Below are 21897 nucleotides of genomic sequence, written 5' to 3' on the forward strand. Positions count from 1 at the left end.
GGCCCTTCCCGGCTCAGCCCTCCGAGATCCTCCGCAGCCGTTCGGTGATCCAGTCCCGCATGCGCTCGGCGAGCCGGGCCTCGACCGCACGCTCGGCGTGGCCCATGCCCGGAATGATCCACAGGTCCTTGGGGTCCCGTGCCGCAGCGTGGATGGCGGTGGCGTGTGAGGTGGGGAAGTACGTGTCGGCGTCGCCGTGCACCACCAGCAGCGGCGTGGGGGAGATCTCCCCGGCGATCTCGCGCGGCTCGGCCGGGCGGGGACTCCACTTGCGGTCGATGACACGCACCTTGCGGAAGGTACGCAGGAAGAAACGCCCCGCGCGCTTACCGATACCCACGTGCAGAAGGCGCATCGAGCGGGTCCCTCGGTAGAACCAACGGCTCGGGCCGCTGACCGCCACGACCGCGTCCACGCCGCCGAAGATCGCCGCGTGCCGGATCGCGACCGCCGCGCCCATGGAGAAGCCGACCGTGACCACACGTTCGTAGCCCAGCTCCCGGAGGCGCACCAGCACCGCCTCCATGTCGTGGATCTCGGAGTTGCCCACGGTGCTTCGTCCCTCGGAGCCGTGATGGCCACGGAAATCGAAGGTCATGACGTCGCCGATCGCGTACATCGTCTCGGCGATCGTGCGCGTGTGCGGGTTGCGGTGGGTACCGGTGAAACCGTTGGCGAGGACCACGGCCGTCGTCCGGGCCTCGGCACCGCGCAGAAGGACTGCGTCGATCCCGACCCCGTCGGAGGTGGTCAGCCAGTAGCGGTGTTCGCCGTCCCGTAGTGATTGCTCAAGCGCATCGGACACGCTCTCCATCCTGCCCCACGAGCCGGACCGGAGCACTCTTCGACCCCACGGGAGTGCGGGATGCCACTGTCAGATCTCGGTCCCGACCGGCCACGGATCCTTCACCCCGGAGTTCGCACCCGGGCCAGGGCCGATGGCGCAGGTTCCCTGTGGTGCCTGCGCCCCGTCAGAGGTCGGTCTCGAACCGGTACCCGCGGCCCGCCTCGGTGATGAGGAATCGCGGATGGGCGGGATCGGGCTCCAGCTTCCGCCGCAACTGCGCCATGTACACCCGCAGGTAATTGGTCTCACTCCGGTACGCCGGGCCCCACACCTCCTGCAACAACCGGCGCTGGCTCACCAGATGCCCCGGGTGCTGCGTCAGGATCTCCAGGATGTGCCACTCGGTCGGTGTCAGCCGCACCTCTTCGCCACCGATCGACACACACTTGGCGCTCAGGTCCACCGTGAACGCCGACGTCGACACCTCCGGTGCGGCCTCCTCCGACGCCGACCGCCGCTCGGCCGCCCGCATCCGCGCGAGCAGCTCATCCATCCCGAACGGTTTGGTGACGTAGTCGTCCGCACCCGAGTCCAGGCACCGAACCTTCTCCCCGGCCGAATGCCGCGCCGACAGCACGATGATCGGGACCCGGGTCCACCCGCGCAGGCGCCGGATCACTTCCAGCCCCTCCATGTCCGGCAGCCCCAGGTCCAACAGGACCAGGTCCGGGCGGTTCTGCGTCGCCAGGCGCAGTGCGACAGCACCACCCTCGGCAGTGTCGACCTCGTGCCCGCGCGCCCGCAGGTTGATCCGCATCGCCCGGATGATCTGCACGTCGTCGTCAACGACCAGGACCCGCACCGGTTCCCCCTTCGTCCTCCGGTTCCACCGCACGCAGCGTGAACACCATGGTCAGTCCGCCACCCGGGGTGTCCTCCGGGGTGAGCCCGCCCTGCATCGTCTCCACGAAACCGCGTGCGACCGCCAGGCCCAACCCGACGCCCGTTCCCTGCGGGGCGTCACCGAGGCGTTGGAAGGCCTCGAACATACGTTGTTTGCCCTCGTCCGACACACCGGGACCGCGGTCGACCACGCGCAGTTGTACCTCGTTGCCGTGCGCACTGGCGTTGACCAGGACCGGGATCGACGGATCCGGGTTGTGCCGCGCCGCGTTGCTCACGACGTTGGCCACCGCGCGTTCCAGCAGACCCGCGTCGGCGTGCACACGCGGTAGGTCGTCGGGCACGTCCACCCGTACTGCCCCGCGGGGGAGCCCCGAGAGTGTGGCGGGCACGACTTCCTCCAGCCCCACCGCGCGCAGTTTCGGACGCACGCTGTCGGTGTGCACCCGGCTCATGTCCAGCAGGTTGTCGATGAGCTGGTTGAGGCGGTCCGTGGACTCCTCCGCGGTCTCCAACAGGTCGTCGCGGTCCTGGGGCGTGAGCTCGATGTCGGTGGCGCGCAGACTCGACAGGCTCGCCTTGATGGAGGTCAGCGGGGTCCGCAGGTCGTGCGAGACCGCCGCCAGCAGCGCAGTGCGGATCCGGTTGCCGGCCGCTTGCCCACGCGCCTCGGCCGCGTCCCACTCCAACCGCTGCTGCTCCAGAGCGATGGCGATGTGCGCGGCGAAGGCCCACAGCACACCCCGGTCCGCAGCCGGCAGCACGCGCCCCCTCAGAGCCAGGCTCAACCCGTCGTTGATCGTGACCAGGACGTCGGCGTCCTCCTCGGACTCGCACACCGGCGCCCCGACACTGTTGGCCACACGCCAGCCGCCACCGTCCACACGTTCCAACAACGCCGCCGACCGTTGCCCGAAGGTCTCGGTGATACGCCGCAGCAGCGCAGGCAGGGGCTCGTTGCCCGCCAGCACACTCCCGGCCAGCAGGGAGACGGCGTCGGCCTCCGCGCGTCCCCGGGCGGCCTGCGCAGCCCGGCGCGCCGCGACTTCCACCACGAGCGCCACCAACGTGCCCACCAGAGTGAAGGCCGCCAACGCCAACAGGTTGTCCACCGAGATCGAGGGACGCCCGTGCAGGGGTGAGAGCAGCACCGTCAGCAGGAGCGCGCTCCACAGCGCGGACACCAGGGCCGGACGCAGGCCGCCCACCGCGGCCGTGGCCACCGTGATGAACAACAGCAGCAGCGACTCCGAGGCCGGACCGATGTTGTCGAATGCCGGCAGCGCAAGCGTCAACGACAGCAGGGGCGGTGCCAACAGAGCCAGGCTCCACCCGACGACCCGGCGGTGTTCACCCAGGCCGCGCCCGGGCTGCGACAAGGGCCAGCGCCCGCTGCCGACCTCCTCGTGGGTGACGATGTGCACGTCGATGTCGCCGGAGTCGCGGGCCACCATCGCGCCCACCCCCGGACCCAGCACGTACTGCCAGGTCGGGCGGCGTGAGGAGCCCAGCACGATCTGGGTGGCGTGCACCCCGCGGGCGAACTCCAACAACGCCGTGGGCACGTCGCTCCCCACGACCTGGTGGTAGGTGCCACCGAGTTCGGCCAGCAGACGCCGCTGCCGCAACATGTCGTCGGTGGGTGTCCCCGTCAGCCCGTTGGGTGGAACCACGTGCACAGCCAACAGGTGGCTGGGGTGGGGGCCGCCGCCGCGCGAGCGTGCCGCGACCCGGGCCGCACGGCGGATCAGCGTCTCACCCTCCGGGCCCCCGGTCAGCGCCACCACCACACGCTCGCGGGCCTCCCACGTCACACTGATCTCGTGTTCGCCCCTGTACCGGGCCAGGCCCTCCTCGACCCGGTCGGCGGTCCACAGCAGGGCCAGCTCGCGCAGCGCCGCCAGGTTGCCCTCCCGGTAGTAGTCGGACAACGCGGCGTCCAGGCGCTCGGGCGGGAGCAGGTCCCCCTGGGCGATGCGCCTGCGCAGCTCCTGCGGGGAGGCGTCGACCAGTTCGACCTCGCTGGCGCCGCGCACCAACTGGTCGGGGACGGTCTGTTCGGGGCGGGACCCGGTGATCTCCTCCACCACGTCGTTGAGGGATTCCAAGTGCTCGATACCGACCGTGGTGACCACGTCGATGCCGGCTGACCGGATGTCCTCCACGTCCTGCCAACGGGTGCTGTTGCGCGCTCCGGGCGGGTTGGTGCGGTGCAGCTCGTCCACGACGACCAGGTCCGGGACGCGCGCGATCACCGCGATCACGTCCATCGACCCGGACTCGTGCAGGGGCATCGTGCTCAGCCCCTCCAGGAGCGCACCGGTGTGCCGCCGTCCGTGTGTGACCGCGGCGCCGACGAGTACCTCGGCGCCGTACGCGGCCCTTCGGTGTGCCTCGGTGAGTGCGCTGTAGGTGGTGCCGACGCCGGGCGCGTATCCCAGGTAGATGCGGAGTTTTCCTCGTGCCACGGCATCCATTGTCAGGGCGGTGGGAAGCGCGCGGAACGTTCTCCGATACGATCCGCCCGGTCCCTCGGAACCGGTCGGCCGCCCCTCCGGGCCTCGCTGTCCGTGTGCAGCACCACGCGTCTTCCTCGGCAACTTCGGCCGATTTCGGCCATCCCACGTGAGGCGGCGGTTCCCCGGGCTCCGCCGTGAGAAGCTCTCGGTCCCGGCCCGCCCGGTCGAGGCAGCAGCACTGTAACGCCCCCCACGATGTGTATCGGGAGTACCCCACCCATGTCGGCTCCGCCCCCTCAGGGCCCCTACGGTCCGAACCAGGGTCCCCACGGTCCCCAACAGCCCGGCCCCTACCCCGGCCGGCCCCAGGGTGGGCCGCCGCAAGGCCCCCCTCCCGGGTACGGGCAACAGCCCCCGCAGGGCCCACCTCCCGGTTACGGGCAACAGGGTCCGCCCCCGGGATACGGACAGCAGCCCCCGCAGGGACCCCCACCCGGTGGCCCCTACGGTGGTGCCCCGCAGGGCCCGCCCCCGCCCGGGTACGGGCAACAGCCGCCGCCTCCGGGCGGTACCGGCGGTTCCGGCGGCCGCAAGGGCCTGATCATCGGCGGCGCGGTCGGCGGTGTCGTGATCCTGATCGGCGCGCTCGTCGGTGTCGCCGTGTTCTTCGGGTCGACGACCTACGGGACCTTGGCCGAGGACCAGTGCGACTCGATCCTGTCCCAGGAGGATTTCGAGTCCTTCGGTGACGGCGAGAGCGTCCAGATCGACGGTGAGTACGAGGAGGGCGGCGGTACCGACGGCTCGCACACGCTGGAGTGCTCGGTCGGTTACGGTTCGGTGGAGAACTACGAGCACGCTGTGCAGGTCTTCGTCGAGATCTACGAACCCGGTTCCACGGGTTTCGATGACTCGATCGAGGACATGTCCGAAGAGCTGCAGGATCTGGAGTCGGAACTGGAGCCCGGTGAGCTGGGCCGGCCGTCCGGCGACAGCGACATGATCGACACCCCGGGCGAGGCCATGTGGGAGTACAGCTCCCTGGGTGACGAAGGTGCGGTCATGGCGATGCCCAGCTCGGAGGAGTACATGCCGGACATGTCCACTGTCTTTTTCCGTGAGGAGAACGCTTTCTTCGTGATTTTCGCAGGGCGGCCGGCTTCCGGTTCCTTCGAGCCGGATACGGGGATCGCTGACCTCGAGGCCCTCGGGGGCCAGGTCCGCAGCTCTGTCCAGGACGTCAACGAGGCGCCGTAGGAGCTCGGACGGGGGTGCGCTCGAGGACGGCTCATGCGCACCCCCGCCACGCGCCGGGCCCCTGTGCGGCGCCCCTTCTCCGTGTGCCTTCTTCTGCGCGTGCTTTGCGAACGCGTCCCTCAAGAGGGGTCGGGCACCAGTTTGCCCGGGTTGAGCACACCCTCCGGGTCCAGCGCCGACTTCACCGAACGCAGGATCTGCGCGCCCAACGGCCCGATCTCGGAAGCCATCCACGGGCGGTGGTCGGCGCCCACCGCGTGGTGGTGGGAGATGGTGCCCCCGGCCTCGGCGATCGCGTCCGAGGCAGCCCGCTTCGCGCGGTCCCAGCGGGAGATCGGGTCGGAACCGGCGGCGGTGGCGACCGTGAAGTACAGCGAGGCGCCGGTCGGGTAGGTGTGCGAGACGTGGCACATGAGGACCGCGCCGCCCTCCTCACCCTCGAGGGAGCCTTTCAGCGCCTCGGTGACCGCCTCGTACAGCGGGAGCAGGCCGGTCCAGGTGGTGGCGGTCTCCAGAGTCTCGGCGAGGATGCCCGCACCGAGCAGGGTGTCGCGCAAGTAGGGGGAGGAGAACCGGTTCTGCCGCCAGTGCGCGACCGCTTCCGGACCCAGACGGGTACCGCCGGCCTCGGTCATGAGACGGCGCACGAGACCGGCCCGGGTCTCGACCTCCTCCTCGGTTCCCTCGAAACCGAGGACCGCCTGGCAGCCGGGCATGGCCTCGCGTCCGCCCATGGCCGCGCCCACGAAGGTCTCGGACTCGTCCAGGACCCGGGCCATGGTCGGTCGGGCGTCGGACTGGGCCAGGACGCGCAGGGCCTCGGTGCCGGTCGCGAAATCGGGGAAGGTCCACGCCTCGTCGAGCACGGTCTCGGGCACCGGGCGCACCCGTACACCGACCTCGGTGATGACACCCAGGGTGCCTTCCGAACCCAGCATGAGGCGCTTGAGGTCGGGGCCCGCGGCGGAGGCGGGGGCCCCGCCCAGCTCCAGGGTCCCGCGCGGGGTGGCCACGCGCAGGGACACGACCATGTCCTCGAACCGTCCGTAGCCGGCGGAGGCCTGGCCTGCCGAACGTGTGGCGGCGAACCCGCCGATGGTGGCGTACTCGAAGCTCTGCGGCAGGTGGCCGAGGGTGCAGCCGTGCTCGCCCAGGAGCTCCTCGGCACGCGGGGCGCGCAGCCCGGCGCCCAGGACCGCGGTCGCGGAGGTGCGGTCGAAGGAGACGAGGGTGTCCAGACGGCACAGGTCGAGGGCGATGACCGTGTCGAAGGGGCCGCGCAGGGGGTCGACACCGCCGACGACGCTCGTCCCGCCGCCGAAGGGCACGACAGCCGTGCCTTCCGCGGTGCAGAGTTCCAGCAGGCGCCGGACCTGTTCGTGGTCGGCGGGCCGGACCACCGCGTCGGACGCGGGGTCGGCCTGACCGGAACGGCGCCGCAGCAGGTCGGGGGTGCTCTTGCCGCCCGACCGGCGCAGGCGCAGGGCGTCGTCGGTGACCACGTGGTCGGAGCCGACGATCTCCGCGACGGCCTCGCGCAACCGGTCGGTCAGGCGTGAGGGCGGGAGCTCGACGTCGGCCTCTTCGACCGGGGGGATCGGGCGGACGTCGGCGTGGAGGACCTGCGCGATGAGGTCGCGCAGTCCGGGGGCGAGCGCCTCGGCGCGTTCGGGGGCGCCCCAGGCGAACCAGCTCATCTCGGGGGCGGAGGGTGTGGTTTCGTCGCGAGCCATGCCCTACAGTTTTACATATGGCGTCAAAGCGTAATGTAGAAGACGACATCCTCGACGCGACCCGGACCTGTGTGGAGGCCTTCGGGGTGCGCCGGACCACCCTCACCGACGTCGCCCGGCGCGCCGGGGTCAGCCGTCCCACCGTCTACCGGCGCTGGCCCGACGTGACCGCGCTCGTGGCCGACCTGCTCACCCGCGAGCTGCGCACGATCCTCCTGGACGAGGAGGGACGCGCGCAGGACGACCGGCCGGGGGAAACGACCCGCACCCGCCTGGTCCGCCACGCCGGCGGTGTCGCCCGCGCCCTGGCCACCCACCCCTTGTTCACCCGTGTGGTCGACAGCGAGCCCGAGCTCCTGGCGACCTACACCTTCCACCGGCTCGGGACCAGCCACCGGGCGGCGCTCGAGGTCATCGAACCCACGGTCGCGGAGGGACAGGACGACGGGTCGGTCCGTTCCGGGGACCCGGCGGTCCTGGCCCGGATGGTGTTGGTGACGGTGCAGAACACCGTGACCGGGCAGCGCCTCTTCGAGGACCTGCTCGAGGAGGAAGCGCTCGTGGACGAGCTCGTCACCCTCCTGGACGGCTACCTCGCCCCGCCGGGCCACCGGCCGGACGGGCACTCGCCCTGAGGGCGCCGACCGCGCTGTCCCCCGGCTCCACCCTCCGTGTTCCAGGAAGGACCGCACCATGCACACCACCGTCCCCGAGTCCTCCTCCCTCAACGCCGCCCGCAGGGACGCCGACCTCGCGCACCTGGAGACCTCACCCGAGGTCGACGTCCTGGTCGTGGGCGGTGGCGTCACCGGAACGGGTGTCGCGCTCGACGCGGCCGCGCGGGGGCTCAGCACCGTCCTCGTCGAACGCGACGACCTCGCTTTCGGTACCAGCCGCTGGAGCTCCAAACTCGTGCACGGCGGTCTGCGCTACCTCGCCAAGGGCCAGTTCGGGATCGCCTACGAGAGCGCACGCGAGCGCGACGTCCTCATGCGCGTGACCGCACCGCATCTGGTGCGGCCGTTGCCCATGGTGATACCGGTGCACCGGCACACCGGCGTGGGAAGAGCGCTCCTCTCCCTCGGCGGCACGAGCCTGGGCGACCTCCTGCGCCGCGCGGTCGGAACCCCGCGGGACCTCCTCCCGCCCCCGCGCACCCTCAACGCCCGCCAGACCCTGCGCCTGCTGCCGGCCGTGGACCCCCGCGGCCTGGTCGGCGGGGTGCTCTCCTTCGACGGCCAACTCGTCGACGACGCCCGTCTCGTGGTGGCCCTGGCCCGCACAGCCGCACGTGAGGGCGCGCGTGTCGTCACCCGGTGCTCGGCCGAGAACCTCACCCGCGACGGGGCGACCCTGCGCGACGAGAACACCGGGCGGCCGATCCCCCTGCGCCCGCGCGCGGTCGTCAACGCCACGGGTGTGCACGCCGACACCCTCGACCAGCAGATCCGGCTCAGCCCCAGCCGCGGCACCCACCTGGTCCTGGACGGCGCCGCCCTCGGCCGGCCGCACGCCGCGCTCACCGTGCCGGTGCCCGGGAGCCTGTCGCGTTTCGTCTTCGCCCTCCCACAGCCCGACGGGCGCGTGTTGGCCGGACTCACCGACGAGCCCCTCGAGGGGCGCGTGCCGAGGGTTCCGCACGCGCCGGAGGAGGACGTGGACACGTTGCTGTCCCAGTTCAACAGGGTCCTGGGAACACACCTCACACGCGCAGACGTCCTGGGTGCTTTCGCGGGCCTGCGTCCCCTGCTGCACGGGGAAGGCGCCAGCTCCGACCTCTCGCGCGAGCACGCCGTCGCGGTCGCGCCCAACGGGACGACGACCGTGGTCGGCGGCAAACTCACCACGTACCGGGCCATGGCCGAGGAGGCCGTCGACGCCGCGGTCGCAGCGCACCGGCTTCCGGCCCGGCCGTGCCGTACCCGCGACCTGCCTCTGGTCGGCGCGGCCTCCGCCGAGGAACTCGCCGGACTCGACGCCCCCGCCGGGCTCGTGGCCCGCTACGGTGCCGAGGCGCCCGCAGTGGCCGCCGAGGCGGACGAGGATCCCTCGCTCCTGCGTCCCGTCGTACGCGGGCTCACCGGGGCGGAACTGCGCTTCGGCGTGCGCCACGAGGGGGCCCTCGACGTGGACGACCTCCTCGACCGCCGCAGCCGTGTGGGGTTGGTGCCCGACGAGCGTGCCAAGGCCGAGGCTGCCGCGGCCGAGGCTCTCGAGGCCTGCCGGTGAAGCCGGAGGCCCGTGCGCACAGGACGTCTCGCGCACGGGTCCGAGCGGACACGCCGGTAGGGACACCCTGTACCAAAGGGACGAACGGGGAATGCACCACACCGGCATCCCCTGTCCCACTGGCAGATCTTGGCGTAGGGTCGTAGCCGATCCGTGCCGTCCTCCCCTGCGGCCGGACACTCCCGCAGCCGCCCCCGCGGAGACGTGCCCCGGGCCGTCCCCGAGGCTCTGGTCACACGAGTCGCCCCGCCGAAGGAGTCGTCCATGCCCACGCTCGTCTCAGTGCCCACCCTGACTCAGGCCGAGGACACCGTTCTCTCGGGGGTACCGGACGAGTACCGGCACTACTTCAACGGCCGCACGCCGGTACCGTTCACCAAACGCCACTGGGAGTTCTCCGGAACGTCGGTGAGCATCCCGCTCGCCCGGGCCTTCCTCGACACCTGCGCCGCCGGCCGGGACTCCGACTTCCGCTACGTCTTCTCCCTCCTGGGGACCGAACTGGCCACCAACGCCATCCGGCACAGCCGCTCGGGGGAGGAGGGCCAGACCTTCGTTCTGCGTGTGACCCGCAGCGGCAACGGCCTCACCCTGGTCTGCCGCGACAACGGGTACCCGGTGCGCGCCGAGCCGGGGGACACGGAAGAAGGCAGACAGCTGATCCCGGCGCCGCTCGAGGGGGAACACCTGACCGCGGAGAACGGCCGGGGCCTGGCGCTCGTGGACAGCTTCGCCACCACATGGGGCGACAACGGCCACCCGAGTATCCGCAAGGTGTGGTTCCACCTGGCCTTCGACCTGACCGGAAGCTCCTGGCCCGCGGCCTGAGACCGATCCCGGGGCCTGTCTCCGGGACTTGTGCTTCGGGGCGCATCCCGTATCCCGGGTACAGGGCCAGAGCCCACCCATGTGAATTGTCTGTAGGGGGGCGGGGGCAGGTGATCTCGGATGCCTGGGACTGTTTGGGGCCGAGGTCGTGGGGTTTCTCGTGGTGCCTGGGTTCGGTGGTTCGTCGGGGCCGGGATTTTAGCCCGGCCGGGTCTATGCGCAACCCGCTTCGGCGCCACCCCCACACACCTTTCCCTGCGGAGATAGTGGCGGCGTTCTGCCGGGTTGTTCCCAGCGCCTCGGGGTATGCGCTGCGACCCTTGACGCCGGGCTTTCCCGACCCACCTCGACGAACCCCCTCGCCCCAGGCGCCCGGCTGCCAAAGAAATGGTGGGCGCACACTTCCCCAACCCCCTGTGGTGACCACATTGCGACCAACGCTTACGGCGTGTGCGCGGCCGCTCACTCCTGCGGAAGCACAAGCATGGCCCCGGCACTCCCGGTGGCGCATTGAGGCCAGGGCAGACCGGCGTGTGCACCGCCGCTGATCCCAGCAAGCCCGGCGGGCAAGGCTCCGGCGGAGCCTTGCCCGGTGGCCTCGGCCGGGCGTGTTCGGCGGTGTAGACGGACGAGCCCCCGCACCGCGGCCATCCTCGCTCTCGAAAATGGCCCTGGTTGGGGGGAGCGGTCCACTGAAGCCCGTTGGCAGTGCTCTTACGAGCACCAACACCGGCCTGTAGTGCTATCAGGAGCACTGTCAATGCTCGGGCGGGGCCCGAAGCCTTTCCGGAGGTCGCACACGCCACTCGCCCCCGGCCTCAATGCGCCACCGGGAGCAGGCGGGGCCAGTAGTTGGCCGTTGCTTACGCAGGAGCGAGCGGCCGCGCACACGCCGCAAGCGGTGGTCGCAATGCCGCCACCCGAGGGGGTTTGTCTTTGGGACCCCACTTCTTCGGCGGATGAGGGGGCCGGCCGGTAGGTGTTCGGCGGCGAGAGCGGACCAGCCCGGCGTCAAGGGGTGGACCGCACACCCCGAGGCGCCCCACACCAACCCACCACAACACCGCACCTTTGAGCAGGTCCCGAGCATGTGGGGGTTGCGCCGAAGCGGGTTGCGGGAAGCCCCGGCCGGGCTAAGCTCTTCGCTCCGACGAACACCACCCACACCAACCTGTAAGTCTGTTCGTGGCTGGCCTGGGGCCGGCTGGCAGGGTGGTACCTGTTCTTCTGACCGGACGTGACCCAACATCAACCTGACCCCCACCCGAGGATCAGCCTCCACCCGAGGATCAGGGCTCGCCCCGTCCGGCCCGAGCCTGCTCCACCCGAGTCCGTCTCGGGGCACGGGAAGACGTGGAGGAAGACGTGGAGGGAAACGGCATGGGGAAGAAGGTCAGTCGTCGTCGCCCTCGTCGTCGCTGGTCAGCGCGTCCACGGCCACGGCCACGCTGATGACCAGGGCAGGGTCGCCGCCGATGTCGTGCCGGTGGGTGTTGACGTCCACGGCGTAGGTGTCGCGCAGGCGGAACCACTTGCGTGAGACGTGTGCGACGGTCCCTTCTTCGTCGCTGATGACGTACTCCTTGTCCAGGAAGTCACCGGTGACCTCCCAGTCCGGGCCGTCCTCGATCTCGACGTTGAGTTTGTCGCGCACCGGGTTGAACAACCGCGTGCGTACCGTGGCGACCTTGGAACCGTCGCGCTCGATCGCCATCTGGTCGCGGACCTTGAACAGCTTCTTGCGGATCTGGGTGAGAACGTCCCCGTCCGGGGTCCTCAGCTCGAAGGTGGTGCGCAGGCGCAGAGCCTTGCCGTCGACCCAGAAGACCCGCTGATCGTGCTCGTCGGTCACCCAGAAGTCGTCGCCGATGTCGAAGACGCGTGCGCGTACGAGGAACTTCATTCTCCGAGCCTAGAGCACGCATCTCGGGCTCGAGCCCGCCGTACCGCCCGCCACACTGCGGGGTCAGTCGGCCCGGACGGTGGCGGCCCGGACGGTGTCGTCCAGATGACCGCCCGCCGTGGCCGACTGACCCACCCCCAGGCCGAGGGAGCCGGCCTTCATGAATGAGCCGGCGTTGGCCGCGCTGATCCCGCCGGTGGCCACCACACGCAGATCCGGGTAGGGGCCGGCGAGCGCCGAGACCCACGGGGCACCGAGGGAGGAGGCGGGGAACGCCTTGACGGTGGTCACGCCGAGCCGCAGCGCCTGCCCGGCCTCGGTCGGGGTGGCCACACCGGGCAGGAACGGGATCCCCGCGTGTTCGGCCGCGCGGACGGTTTCTGTGGCCAGGTCCGGTGCCACGCCGAACCGCGCGCCGGCGGCGATCGCCGCTTCCAGTCTCTGCGGTGTGGTCACCGTCCCGGCACCCACGGTGTGTTGTCCCGCGGCGGCCCGGACGACCGCTTCCAGCGCGTGCAGGCCGTTCTCGCTCTCCATGGTCACCTCGACGAGACGGATCCCGCAGGCCCACGCCTTCTTGGCGTTGGCCACCGCGTCGTCGGGGGAGAGCCCGCGGATGATCACCATCACGGGAGAGCCGGAGAACCCGGATGTGAAGAAGTCCGCCCAGCCCCGGGTGCCGGGACGGCCGGTGGTGTCTGTGGTGGGTGGGACGGTCATGTTCGGCTCCAACCGAGTTCGTCGCTGATGGCGTTTGCCGTGGCTGTGAGGTCGTCGACCAGACCGAGCAGGTCCTTGCGGTCCAGGGTGACCTCGGGGGCCGAGACGGAGATCGCCGCCTCCACCCGGCCGGTCGCGTCTCGGACGGGTGCGGCGACGCAGTGGATGAACTCCTCGTGTTCGAAGTCGTCCAGGGCCCAGCCCCGGTCGGCCACCCGGGCCAGGTCCTGGGCCAGTTCGTCCGGGTCGGTCCGGGTGTTCGGGGTGTGGCTCGGATACGGGGGAGGCCCCAGCAGGGCCTCGCGTTCCTGCGGGTCGATGTGGGCCAGGATCGCCTTGCCGACCCCGGTCGCGTGCAGTGGCGCCCTTGCCCCGACGTAGGAGTACATCCGGATGCTCTGGCGGGACTCGACCTTGTCGAGGTAGACGATGCTGTCGCCGTCCAGCGCCGCCAGGTGCACGGTGTGCCCGGACGCGGCGCCCAGGGCGTGCAGGTGTTCGTGGGCCGCGGAACGCAGGTCGAGGCCTTCCAGGGCCTCGTGGGCGAGCGCTGCCATGAGGGGGCCGATCCGGTAGCGGCCGTCCTCCGAGCGGCGGACGAAACGCTCCTCCTCCAGCGTGCGTAGCAGCCGCAACGAGGTGGTGCGGTGTACGTCGAGGCGTCGACCGAGTTCGCTGATGGTCAGGGGACCGGAGGAGAGCTCGACGAGGATGCGGAGGGCACGCTGGACACTGCTCGACAACTGGGGGTCTCCTTCTGGTCGGTCCGTTCGGTCGGGTGCCCCTCACCCGGCGCCGTGGGCCTGCGGAACGGCCACGGCGGTACCGCTCGGACGGGTGCGGGGAGGGATGTCGTCGTGTACCTGCAGGACCTGGCCGGCCAGTCGTGTGCCTTCGTCCAAGCAATCGTCCATGGGGGCACCGGAAAGCAGTGTATGCAGCACACCGGCGGCGAAGGCGTCACCTGCCCCGACGGGCTCGACCACTTCGACGTCGGGGGCCTCGCGGCTCCAGGAACGGCCTTCCGAGTAGGCGGTGGCCCCGTGTGCTCCCTGTTTGACGACCAGGAGCCACGGTTCGGGCAGCAGGGCGCGGACCTCGTCGGTGCTGTGTGAGCCCCACAGTGCCGCGGCTTCGTCCAGACCGCAGAAGACGACGTCGGAGCTGCGGGCCGCCTCGAGCAGCAGTTCTGTGTGGTGGGGGCCGTGCAGGGCAGGCCGGTGGTTCACGTCGAAGCTGCGGAGTGTGCCGGGACGGTCGGCGGTGAGCAGACGCGTGACCAGTGCGGCGGCCGAGTCGGACAGCGCTGCGGTGATGCCCGTGGTGTGGACCAGGCCGGGTGCGTGTTCCAGGATCTTGTCGGCGTCCTCCGGGCCGAGCGTCGTGGCCGCCGAACCCTGGCGGTAGTAGCGCACGCGGGTGCCTTCCGCGCCGAGCTCCTTCAGGTAGAGGCCGGTGGGGCGTTCGGGGTGGACACGGGCCTCGCACGCCACGTCCTCGGCCGTGAGGGTCCGGTGGATCTGTCTGCCGAGCCCGTCGTCCCCGAGGGCGCTGTGCCAGGTCACGCGGTGTCCGGCACGGGCCAGGTGCACGGCGACGTTGGATTCCGCGCCGCCGGCCAGCAAGCGGAAGGAACCGGCGTCCTCGGGTGCCTCGGGGGGATCGGGCACCAGGAGCGCCATCGTCTCGCCCACACACACCGCGTCGATACCGAACCCGCCCTGTGCTGACTGCTTCACGCGTGTCCTCCCATGTGCGGCCCCGGTCCCCGGGGGTGTTGACCTCCGACTGAACAGGATGCTAATTCTTTTGATGAGTTATACGCAACACTGCTGCACATAGCGCAACACCGGGGGTTTGTATGTGGGACCTACTGCTGCGCGGCGGCCGGGTCGTCGACCCCGCCTCCGGCCACGACCGCGCAGCCGACGTGGCCGTGCGGGACGGCAGGATCGCCGAGGTGCTCCCCACCGGTCCGTCCGAGGCCGAAGCGCAGGAGACGGGAACGGCGGCCGAGGTCGTCGACGTCCGGGGAAAGCTGGTGACCCCGGGACTGGTCGACGCCCACACCCACGTGTGGCACGGCGCCGGCTACTGGGGACTGGATCCCACACCCGTCGCGTGGCGCACGGGCGTGACCACGTGGATCGACGCGGGCTCGGCCGGCGCCTACGCCATGGACGGGCTCCGCCGCCACGTCGCCGAACCCGCGGATGTGCGGGTGCACGCGCTGATCAACGTCTCCGGGCTCGGGCTCGTCGCCGAGACCGGTGAGCACCGCGTACTCGACCACCTCGACGTCGATGCCGCGGCCTCGGTGGCGGCACGCCAGGGCGGGTTCGTGCGCGGGGTCAAGGCCCGCATCGACGCTCGTACCGTCGGCGAGAACGGTCTCGAACCCCTCCACAGGGCCGTGCGCCTGGCCCGCGTCCTGGAACGCCCGCTCATGGTTCACGTGGGGTACGGACCTCCCACCATCGCCGAGATCGCGCCCCTGCTCTCCGAGGGCGACGTCCTCACCCACTGCGCCTCCGGGGCACCCGCCGACCTCGTCACCGGAGACGGCCTCACCGACGCCGCCGAGCGCGCCCTCGACGCCGGTGTGGTCTTCGACCTGGGCCACGGATCGGGGGCCTTCGCCTACGACGTCCTCGAGACCGAACTGGCGGCGGGTGTGCGCCCTCTGGTCTCCTCCGACCTGCACATCCGTTCCGTGTACGGTCCCGCGTTCGACCTGCCCACGGTGATGGCCAAGATGATGGCCGCGGGACTCGGTCTGTACGAGGTCGTCGAGGCCGCCACCGTCCGGCCCGCCCGGACGTTCGGGCTCGAGGCCGGCACGCTCGCCCCCGGCGCCCCGGCCGACATCGCCGTCTTCGACGTCCAGGAGGGCCCGTTCCCGCTCCCCGACGTGCACGGCGGTCTGCGGCAGGCACCCGTGCAGCTGCGGAACACGGCCACCTACGTCGCGGGTCGTCTCCTCCCGCCCAGCGCGTCCGACGCCCCGCCCCCCTGGGTCCCGCTCAGCCCCGCACAGCAACACGCAGAGACCGGGCGGCAGCAGCGCACCCGGGAATCGGTGCAGCACCTGACCTCACCCGACGACTTCGACGAGCCCTTCCCACGCCACGGAGCCTGACCATGAACCGAGCACAGAACGGAACGGAAGCAGGGCCTGCCGCCGGCCCGCAACCGCATCAGCTCGCCCGCCTGGAGAACCGGCAGGGCGAGGCACGTTCCCTGCCCCAGAGCCCGATCAGTCCCGCCGAGGTCCGGACCGCCGGTCTGCGGCTGGAGGATCTGTGGTTGCCCGCGGTCACCCTCCACAGGGAGGCCCTCCACCACAACCTCGACCGTTTCGCCCGCTGGTGCGCCGAACGCGGCCTCGAACTGGCACCGCACGCCAAGACGACCATGGCCCCGCAGCTCTGGGCCGCCCAGGCCGAACGCGGTGCCTGGGGACTCACCGCGGCCACCGTCGCGCAGGCCCGTGTGATGCATGGGGTCGGCGTCTCCAGGGTCGTCATCGCCAACGAGGTCACGGAACCGGCGCAACTGGCCTGGATCGCCGAGTCCTTGGCCGACCCGGACTTCGAACCGATGTGCCTGGTCGACTCCTCCGCCGGCCTGGAACTGATGGAACACGCCCTGCGCTCGGCACCGCGACGGCTCCCGGTTCTCGTGGAACTGGGCGTGCCCGGACGCCGTACCGGCGTGCGCACCGTCGGCGACGCCCTGGTCCTGGCCGAACGGGTCGCACAGAGCACGACCCTGCGCCTGGCCGGGGTCGAGGGTTTCGAAGGGGTCTTCCCGCAGCGCAGGGACGACGACTCGCCCGACCGCACCCGCACCTGGTTGGGCCGGCTCCCCGAGTTCGTCCGGCGCGCCGACGCCCAGGGCCTGTTCGCAGGAGCCGGCGAGATCGTCGTGACCGCCGGCGGTAGCAGCTACCCCGACCTGGTCGCCGAGGCCTTCTCCGACCTCGGCGGCCTGTCCCTGCCCCTCCGGCCGGTCGTGCGGTCGGGGTGCTACCTCACCCATGACGACCTGTTCATGGAGCGGGCCTCGCCCCTGCGTTCGGAGGCCGACCCCGATCCCCTGCGCCCCGCGCTCTCGTGCTTCGCGCGCGTGCTCTCCTGCCCCGAACCCGGGCGCGTGCTCTTCGGGGCGGGCAAGCGTGACCTCTCCTTCGACATCGACCTGCCCGTGCCCCGCGCGGTCCTGCGGGAGGGCCGGCGTGCGCCCGTCGGGGCAGGAGCACGGGTGGTCGAGCTCAACGACCACCACGGGTTCCTCGACCTGGCCGGAGGGGCGCCCGAGCTCCAGGTGGGGGACGTGCTCGAGTTCGGGCTCTCCCACCCCTGCACCGTCTTCGACAAGTGGTCCCTGATCCCGGTCCTGGACGGCGACGACCACGTCGTCGACGCGGTCCGGACCGTGTTCTGACCCGCACCTCGGGCCCGCGAGGACAGACCGACCCAGAAGAAACACACAGAACAAGGAGGGTTCCCATGGCCAAGAAGACCATCCACGCACCCGAGGCCGCCCCGCCCGGCGGCCCCTACTCCCAGGCCGTCGTCGCCGGCGACTTCGTCTACCTCGCCGGGGCCACGCCCCACCGCACCGACCGGTCGCTGGTGGAGGGCTCCTTCGCGGAGCAGGCACACGCCACCTTCACCAACCTCGCCAAGACCGCCGAGGCGGCCGGGTCGAGCCTCGCCGATGCCGTACGGGTCGGGGTCTACCTCCGCGACCTCGACGACTTCGCCGAGATGAACACGCTCTTCGGGGAGTACTTCGGGACCGAACCGCCGGTCCGCACCACTCTGCAGGCCGACCTGCCGGGCTTCGCCATCGAGGTGGACGCGGTCCTCTACGACCCGGCCGAGTGAGACACGGGCCCCGGAACCACACCGGGGCCCTTCCCCCGTCCCCCGGGCGCGCCCCTCACCGGGCCGGGCCGGGCGAAGGAGATCCAACATGAATGACGCAACAAATCTGATCTACCTGCTGACCCTGGCCGGCACCGTCGTGCTCATGCTCGGGATCGGATTGTGGGTGGCCCGGCGCAACCGCAGCGGCGAGGACTTCCTGTTGGCCGGGCGCAGCCTCTCCACACCCCTGCTCCTGGGAACCACTCTGGCCACGCTGGTGGGTACCGGATCCAGCCTCGGGGCCGTCGGGTTCGCCTACGAGAACGGCTGGGCCGGAGGGCTGTACGGGATCGGCGGTGCCGTCGGCGTCCTGCTCCTGCTCTGGCTCTTCTCCGGTGTGCGCAAGCACGGGTTCATGACCTTCTCCGAGGAGATGAGTTACTACTACGGCGCCAGCCGGGCCGTGAAGGGCGTCGTCTCGATCGTGATGCTCCTGGCCTCCGTGGGGTGGCTGGGGGCCCACATCATGGGTGGGGCGCTCTACCTCTCCTACCTCACCGGGTTGGACCCGACCACGTCCAAGATCGTGATCGCCGTGAGCTTCGGGCTCTACACCGTGGTGGGCGGATACCTCGCCGTCGTCATCACCGACGCCATCCAGGGCACGGTCCTGTTCATCGGCTTCAGCGTCCTCGCGGTGCTCGCCCTCGTCCATGTGGGTGGCTTCGAGGGCATCGGCGAGGACGTGCCCGAGGAAGCGACCTCGATGCTCGGACTGGAAGCGGTCGGCCCGTTGCCGGGGATCTCCCTGGCGTTGGTCATCGCTGTGGGTGTGTTGGCCACCCCCTCGTACCGGCAGCGCATCTACTCCGCGGCCAACGTCCGCACCGTGCGCAAGAGTTTCGGATGGGTCGCCGGTCTGTTCGCGGCGTTCGCAATGCTGCCCGCCGTCGCCGGGATGGCTGCCCACAGCATGGAGCCCGGGCTGGACAACCCCGACATGGCCTTCCCCTACCTGGCCACCACGCTCTTCCCGCTCTGGCTCGGGGCCTTCCTCCTGATCGCCGGGCTGTCGGCCACCATGTCCTCGGGCGACTCCGACGCCATCGCCGGTGTGACGATCCTGCTGCGCGACGTCACCCACTTGGTCACCGGCCGACTCCCCGAGGCCGAGAAGATGGTCTCCTACTCCCGGGTCGCCCTGACGGCCGTCCTCGGACTGGCTCTGGCCTTCTCCCTGATGGCCACCACCATCATCGCCTACATCGAGTTGATGATCTCGACGATCCTCACCGGGGTGCTCGTGGCTTCGCTGCTGGGCAAGTTCTGGCCCCGGGCGACCTGGCAGGGGGGTCTGGCCTCCCTGGCCGGGGGATCGGCCATGGCTCTGCTCGTGCACAACGTGCCCGCATGGACCGAGTTCTGGGGCAACCCCGTGATCCCGTCGATGCTCGCGGCCTTGGTCGCCGGTGTCGTGGTCAGCCTGGCCACCCCGCGCCGGAGCCTCTCCCACGAGGAGGCGCTGCGGTTGCTGGCAGAGGAACGGGCCGAACTGGACGTCGGCACCCAGGCGCGGAACGGGTCCCCGGACCAGAAGGCGGGCACCGACGAAGAGCGCCCGGCCTCGGACGAGCAGATGAACTGAGCACGCACGCGCTCGGGGCCGCCGGGGAGGCCGGTCCCTCCCCGGCGGCCTCAGAGGGCGTCCGCGTCCCCGTCGGCGGTGACCGTGAGCCGGGTTCCGTCCGACAGCGACAGCACGAGCTCCACCGTCTCGTCGGATGCCAAAGGACGGGTAGGGGCGTCGAGCTGCACTCGGCGGTCCCCGGGCCGGAGGACGGTCTCCTCGCGGACGGTGATGCCGTCCAGGCCCGCTTTGACCTGCTCGCCCTCCTCGTCGGTGGTGGTGACCAGGTTCGCGAAAGTGAAGTCGGGACTGGACGCCGAGACCAACGAGACCGTCCGTTCCCCGGTGTTGCGCAGTTCCATGTAGACGCAGGCGGTCGCGCCCGCCTTCTCCCAACCCCATCGGGCGTTCTGGGCCTCGATGCTCATGACTACCCCCGTGATCACTGAGTGTGACGATTTTAGTGGTCGGGTCGTGCTTTCCCCCACCCGACAGGCGGAAGCAGGAAGGGCCGCCACCCGGTGCGGGTGGCGGCCCTGGTGCGGGGACGGGGTTACTTGCGCGCCTCCACGACCTCGAACTCGAGGGTGTCGGTGAACTCGCGGCCGTGCGCGTCGGTCGCGGTCACCTCGGCGGTGTGCGCACCGCTGTCGAGGTCCTCGGGCAGTCGGAACCGCCACAGGTGCATCGCCCGGTCGGCGATGCTGCCGCCGTGGACCAGCTGTTGCGAGACCGCGTACGGGTCGGAGTACTCCGCACCGACGTTCTGCGCCTCGCCCTGCATCTGCTGGGTCCGCTCGGCCGCCTCGGCCGACGCGCCGTCGACGCTGACCTCGACCTCGGACCCGGTGGAGCCGAAGAAGAAGTTGGTCGTCAGCCAGGTGTTCCCGGTCAGGTCCTCACGGTCGACGACCAGAGGATCGGCCGGTTCGGGGGCCTCGCCGGGCTGCTCGCTCCACTCCTCGTACCACTCGCGGTAGGTCGGGCTGTTGACGCCCAGCTGCGTCTGCACGTCGTCGGACTCGCCGGTGACGGTGAAGCGCTCCTGGAACCGGTTGCCCTGCACGTCCAGCGTCACCACGCCGGGGCGCCCGCCGTCGCGGCCGATCGCCGTCGGATAACCGTTCTCACCGACCTCGCCGGAGTACCAGTCACCCGAGATCGCGCCCGCGGTGATGTGCTGGAACGGCAGACCCTCGACACCGAGGACCTCACGCCAGCCCTCGGTGTCGTCGCCGGCCTCCATGTTCTCGATGCTGTGGCTGTGGCCGGACACGGCAACGGCCTCGCGGCCCTCCAGGAGCGCGTGCACCTGGGCGGTCTGGTCGACCTGGTGCTGGAAGTCGCCCTCGTCGGCGTAGTTGACCAGGCCGATGTGGCCGGCGACGACGATCAGCTTGTCGTCGGGGACGTTGGCCAGGTCCTGCTCGAGCCACTCCATCTGCTCGTCGCTGATACGGCCGTTGTACTGCGGGTTGCCCTCGGGGTCGGCGCAGTGCTCCTGGACACCTTCGGGGCTGTCGTGGCCCGGGGTGCACGGGTAGTCGACGTTGTTCAACGCGACGAAGTGCATGTCGCCGACGTCGTAGGAGTAGTACTCCGGGGCCAGGTGCTCGCGGAAGGTGTCGAAGGCGTGCTCGGGGCTCGGGGAGTCGAAATCGATGTCGTGGTTGCCGGGCAGGAACCGGACCGGGCCGTTGGTCTCGGCGACCAGGTCCTTGATGTCCGGGTACAGCGACAGGTCGTTGTTGGCCACGTCGCCGACGAACAAGGAGCCGCAGCCGGCGTAGTCGTCGCGCTCGGACAGGTCGTTGATGGCGCCGGCCCGCGCGTACTCGATCTCTTCCTTGTCGGTGACCTGCAGGTCCCCCGCGATCACACAATTCTGTGCGTCGTCGGCGGTCTCCTTGCTCTCGGCCACCGGGAAGTTGATCTCCTCCGGCAGAGGCCCGGTCGGCTCGATGCCGCCGTACTTCAGGTCCGGGGACCCTTCGGGCAGGTGGTTGTAGTGGAACTGCGGGACGTTGTGCTCGTCCATCGGGACCTGGTAGCCCGACGGCTGGGTGATCGACACCGTCATGTTGTCGAACGCGGGGAGCTCGTACCGGCCTTCGCTGTCGGTCCGGACCACGTCACGGCCGTTGGTGACCATGACGTCGGCCAGGCCCTCCTCGCCACCGTTCTTGGCGCTGTTCCGGTTGTTGTCGACGAAGACCGTTCCGGTGACCGAATCACCGGCGGATCCCTCCTCGCCCGATACGACCTCGATCCCACCGCGGTAGGAGTCACCCGCCGACGGTGCTGCCGCCACGGTCGCGGGCACCAGGGTCAGGGAACCGGCGACGGCGGTGGCCACCGAGATGGACAGGGCGTTGCGGAAGGAGCGGCATGCCCGGGCGGCACGCGGCGTCGGTGCGTGTGTCGTAGTCATGGGGTCGCTCTCCGATGTGTGAGAGGGGATGCGCCGGCCAGGGGGGACCGACGGGCAGCAACCCTCGCCGACGGGACTGAACACGGACCGATGTGTCGGCCAACTCACGACCACCGGTCGATGACGTCTGGCGCGGCTCACCGCTG

The 21897-nt window shown here is 70.7% G+C and carries 18 protein-coding genes; 8 read left to right on the forward strand and 10 right to left on the reverse strand.

Features of this window, described 5'->3' with window-relative positions:
• Nucleotides 1-13: 13 nt before the first annotated feature.
• The 3 genes from D473_RS0117180 to D473_RS24995 form a co-directional block, all read right to left on the reverse strand.
• Nucleotides 14-814: an alpha/beta hydrolase gene (locus D473_RS0117180; RefSeq protein ID WP_017610286.1), complete on the reverse strand. Its 801-nt coding sequence runs from the start codon at nt 812-814 to the stop codon at nt 14-16.
• 157 nt (nt 815-971) lie between these two features.
• Nucleotides 972-1649, reverse strand: a complete 678-nt coding sequence (locus D473_RS0117185; RefSeq protein WP_017610287.1) for a response regulator — start codon at nt 1647-1649, stop codon at nt 972-974.
• Entirely contained in the window at nt 1630-4167 is a 2538-nt protein-coding gene (locus tag D473_RS24995) for an ATP-binding protein (protein ID WP_017610288.1), read from the reverse strand. The genes D473_RS0117185 and D473_RS24995 overlap by 20 nt, the downstream gene beginning before the upstream one ends.
• Nucleotides 4168-4428: 261 nt before the next feature.
• On the opposite strand from D473_RS24995, the gene D473_RS0117195 reads away from it, so the two are divergent.
• Nucleotides 4429-5406: a hypothetical protein gene (locus D473_RS0117195; RefSeq protein WP_241474813.1), complete on the forward strand. Its 978-nt coding sequence runs from the start codon at nt 4429-4431 to the stop codon at nt 5404-5406.
• 119 nt (nt 5407-5525) lie between these two features.
• Here the strand turns inward: D473_RS0117195 and D473_RS0117200 are convergent, their stop codons facing one another.
• Complete coding sequence (locus D473_RS0117200) at nt 5526-7139, reverse strand: FAD-binding oxidoreductase (protein ID WP_017610290.1); 1614 nt, start codon at nt 7137-7139, stop codon at nt 5526-5528.
• Nucleotides 7140-7156: 17 nt separating this feature from the next.
• On the opposite strand from D473_RS0117200, the gene D473_RS0117205 reads away from it, so the two are divergent.
• From D473_RS0117205 to D473_RS0117215, 3 genes are all read left to right on the forward strand, one after another.
• The gene (locus D473_RS0117205; RefSeq protein ID WP_026127050.1) at nt 7157-7774 is read left to right on the forward strand and encodes a TetR/AcrR family transcriptional regulator; all 618 of its coding nucleotides are present in this window, start codon (nt 7157-7159) and stop codon (nt 7772-7774) included.
• Nucleotides 7775-7832: 58 nt separating this feature from the next.
• Complete coding sequence (locus D473_RS0117210) at nt 7833-9368, forward strand: glycerol-3-phosphate dehydrogenase/oxidase (RefSeq protein WP_017610292.1); 1536 nt, start codon at nt 7833-7835, stop codon at nt 9366-9368.
• Nucleotides 9369-9632: 264 nt separating this feature from the next.
• Nucleotides 9633-10196 carry an ATP-binding protein gene (locus tag D473_RS0117215; protein WP_017610293.1) on the forward strand — a complete coding sequence of 188 codons (564 nt, stop codon included), beginning with the start codon at nt 9633-9635 and terminating at the stop codon, nt 10194-10196.
• A 1393-nt stretch (nt 10197-11589) separates the two neighbouring features.
• Here D473_RS0117215 and D473_RS0117220 read toward each other — a convergent pair.
• From D473_RS0117220 to D473_RS0117235, 4 genes are all read right to left on the reverse strand, one after another.
• Entirely contained in the window at nt 11590-12099 is a 510-nt protein-coding gene (locus D473_RS0117220) for an LURP-one-related/scramblase family protein (protein WP_017610294.1), read from the reverse strand.
• A gap of 63 nt (nt 12100-12162) precedes the next feature.
• Nucleotides 12163-12819 carry a bifunctional 4-hydroxy-2-oxoglutarate aldolase/2-dehydro-3-deoxy-phosphogluconate aldolase gene (locus D473_RS25000; RefSeq protein WP_017610295.1) on the reverse strand — a complete coding sequence of 219 codons (657 nt, stop codon included), beginning with the start codon at nt 12817-12819 and terminating at the stop codon, nt 12163-12165.
• Nucleotides 12816-13562, reverse strand: a complete 747-nt coding sequence (locus D473_RS0117230; RefSeq protein WP_017610296.1) for an IclR family transcriptional regulator — start codon at nt 13560-13562, stop codon at nt 12816-12818. Before D473_RS0117230 ends, D473_RS25000 begins: the two co-directional genes overlap by 4 nt.
• Nucleotides 13563-13604: 42 nt before the next feature.
• Nucleotides 13605-14558, reverse strand: coding sequence for a sugar kinase (locus tag D473_RS0117235; RefSeq protein WP_017610297.1), 954 nt, complete (start codon nt 14556-14558; stop codon nt 13605-13607).
• A 122-nt stretch (nt 14559-14680) separates the two neighbouring features.
• Between D473_RS0117235 and D473_RS0117240 the strand changes: the two genes are divergently transcribed.
• From D473_RS0117240 to D473_RS0117255, 4 genes are all read left to right on the forward strand, one after another.
• Entirely contained in the window at nt 14681-15958 is a 1278-nt protein-coding gene (locus D473_RS0117240; protein ID WP_017610298.1) for an amidohydrolase family protein, read from the forward strand.
• 2 nt (nt 15959-15960) lie between these two features.
• On the forward strand, nt 15961-17265 hold the full coding sequence (locus D473_RS0117245; RefSeq protein WP_017610299.1) for an alanine racemase: 1305 nt from the start codon (nt 15961-15963) through the stop codon (nt 17263-17265).
• A gap of 65 nt (nt 17266-17330) precedes the next feature.
• On the forward strand, nt 17331-17711 hold the full coding sequence (locus D473_RS0117250; protein ID WP_017610300.1) for a RidA family protein: 381 nt from the start codon (nt 17331-17333) through the stop codon (nt 17709-17711).
• A gap of 88 nt (nt 17712-17799) precedes the next feature.
• Nucleotides 17800-19338 (forward strand): sodium:solute symporter family protein, encoded by a 1539-nt coding sequence (locus tag D473_RS0117255; RefSeq protein ID WP_017610301.1) that lies wholly within the window; start codon nt 17800-17802, stop codon nt 19336-19338.
• Between the two features lie 50 nt (nt 19339-19388).
• On the opposite strand, the gene D473_RS0117260 is transcribed toward D473_RS0117255, so the two are convergent.
• Complete coding sequence (locus tag D473_RS0117260) at nt 19389-19748, reverse strand: copper chaperone PCu(A)C (RefSeq protein WP_193373289.1); 360 nt, start codon at nt 19746-19748, stop codon at nt 19389-19391.
• Nucleotides 19749-19873: 125 nt separating this feature from the next.
• Nucleotides 19874-21751, reverse strand: a complete 1878-nt coding sequence (locus D473_RS0117265; RefSeq protein WP_017610303.1) for a calcineurin-like phosphoesterase C-terminal domain-containing protein — start codon at nt 21749-21751, stop codon at nt 19874-19876.
• Nucleotides 21752-21897: the final 146 nt, after the last annotated feature.

The sequence above is a fragment of the Nocardiopsis xinjiangensis YIM 90004 genome (assembly GCF_000341145.1).
GTDB classification, from domain to species: domain Bacteria; phylum Actinomycetota; class Actinomycetes; order Streptosporangiales; family Streptosporangiaceae; genus Nocardiopsis; species Nocardiopsis xinjiangensis.

Excerpts from the sequence above, each read along its gene's own strand:
- D473_RS25000 (WP_017610295.1), bottom strand. The coding sequence starts at position 12,819 with ATGACCGTCCCACCCACCACAGACACCACCGGCCGTCCCGGCACCCGG.
- D473_RS0117215 (WP_017610293.1), top strand. The coding sequence starts at position 9,633 with ATGCCCACGCTCGTCTCAGTGCCCACCCTGACTCAGGCCGAGGACACC.
- D473_RS0117245 (WP_017610299.1), top strand. The coding sequence starts at position 15,961 with ATGAACCGAGCACAGAACGGAACGGAAGCAGGGCCTGCCGCCGGCCCG.
- D473_RS0117260 (WP_193373289.1), bottom strand. The coding sequence starts at position 19,748 with ATGAGCATCGAGGCCCAGAACGCCCGATGGGGTTGGGAGAAGGCGGGC.
- D473_RS0117200 (WP_017610290.1), bottom strand. The coding sequence starts at position 7,139 with ATGGCTCGCGACGAAACCACACCCTCCGCCCCCGAGATGAGCTGGTTC.
- D473_RS0117255 (WP_017610301.1), top strand. The coding sequence starts at position 17,800 with ATGAATGACGCAACAAATCTGATCTACCTGCTGACCCTGGCCGGCACC.
- D473_RS0117210 (WP_017610292.1), top strand. The coding sequence starts at position 7,833 with ATGCACACCACCGTCCCCGAGTCCTCCTCCCTCAACGCCGCCCGCAGG.
- D473_RS0117265 (WP_017610303.1), bottom strand. The coding sequence starts at position 21,751 with ATGACTACGACACACGCACCGACGCCGCGTGCCGCCCGGGCATGCCGC.
- D473_RS0117205 (WP_026127050.1), top strand. The coding sequence starts at position 7,157 with ATGGCGTCAAAGCGTAATGTAGAAGACGACATCCTCGACGCGACCCGG.
- D473_RS0117180 (WP_017610286.1), bottom strand. The coding sequence starts at position 814 with ATGGAGAGCGTGTCCGATGCGCTTGAGCAATCACTACGGGACGGCGAA.
- D473_RS0117220 (WP_017610294.1), bottom strand. The coding sequence starts at position 12,099 with ATGAAGTTCCTCGTACGCGCACGCGTCTTCGACATCGGCGACGACTTC.
- D473_RS24995 (WP_017610288.1), bottom strand. The coding sequence starts at position 4,167 with ATGGATGCCGTGGCACGAGGAAAACTCCGCATCTACCTGGGATACGCG.
- D473_RS0117240 (WP_017610298.1), top strand. The coding sequence starts at position 14,681 with ATGTGGGACCTACTGCTGCGCGGCGGCCGGGTCGTCGACCCCGCCTCC.
- D473_RS0117250 (WP_017610300.1), top strand. The coding sequence starts at position 17,331 with ATGGCCAAGAAGACCATCCACGCACCCGAGGCCGCCCCGCCCGGCGGC.
- D473_RS0117195 (WP_241474813.1), top strand. The coding sequence starts at position 4,429 with ATGTCGGCTCCGCCCCCTCAGGGCCCCTACGGTCCGAACCAGGGTCCC.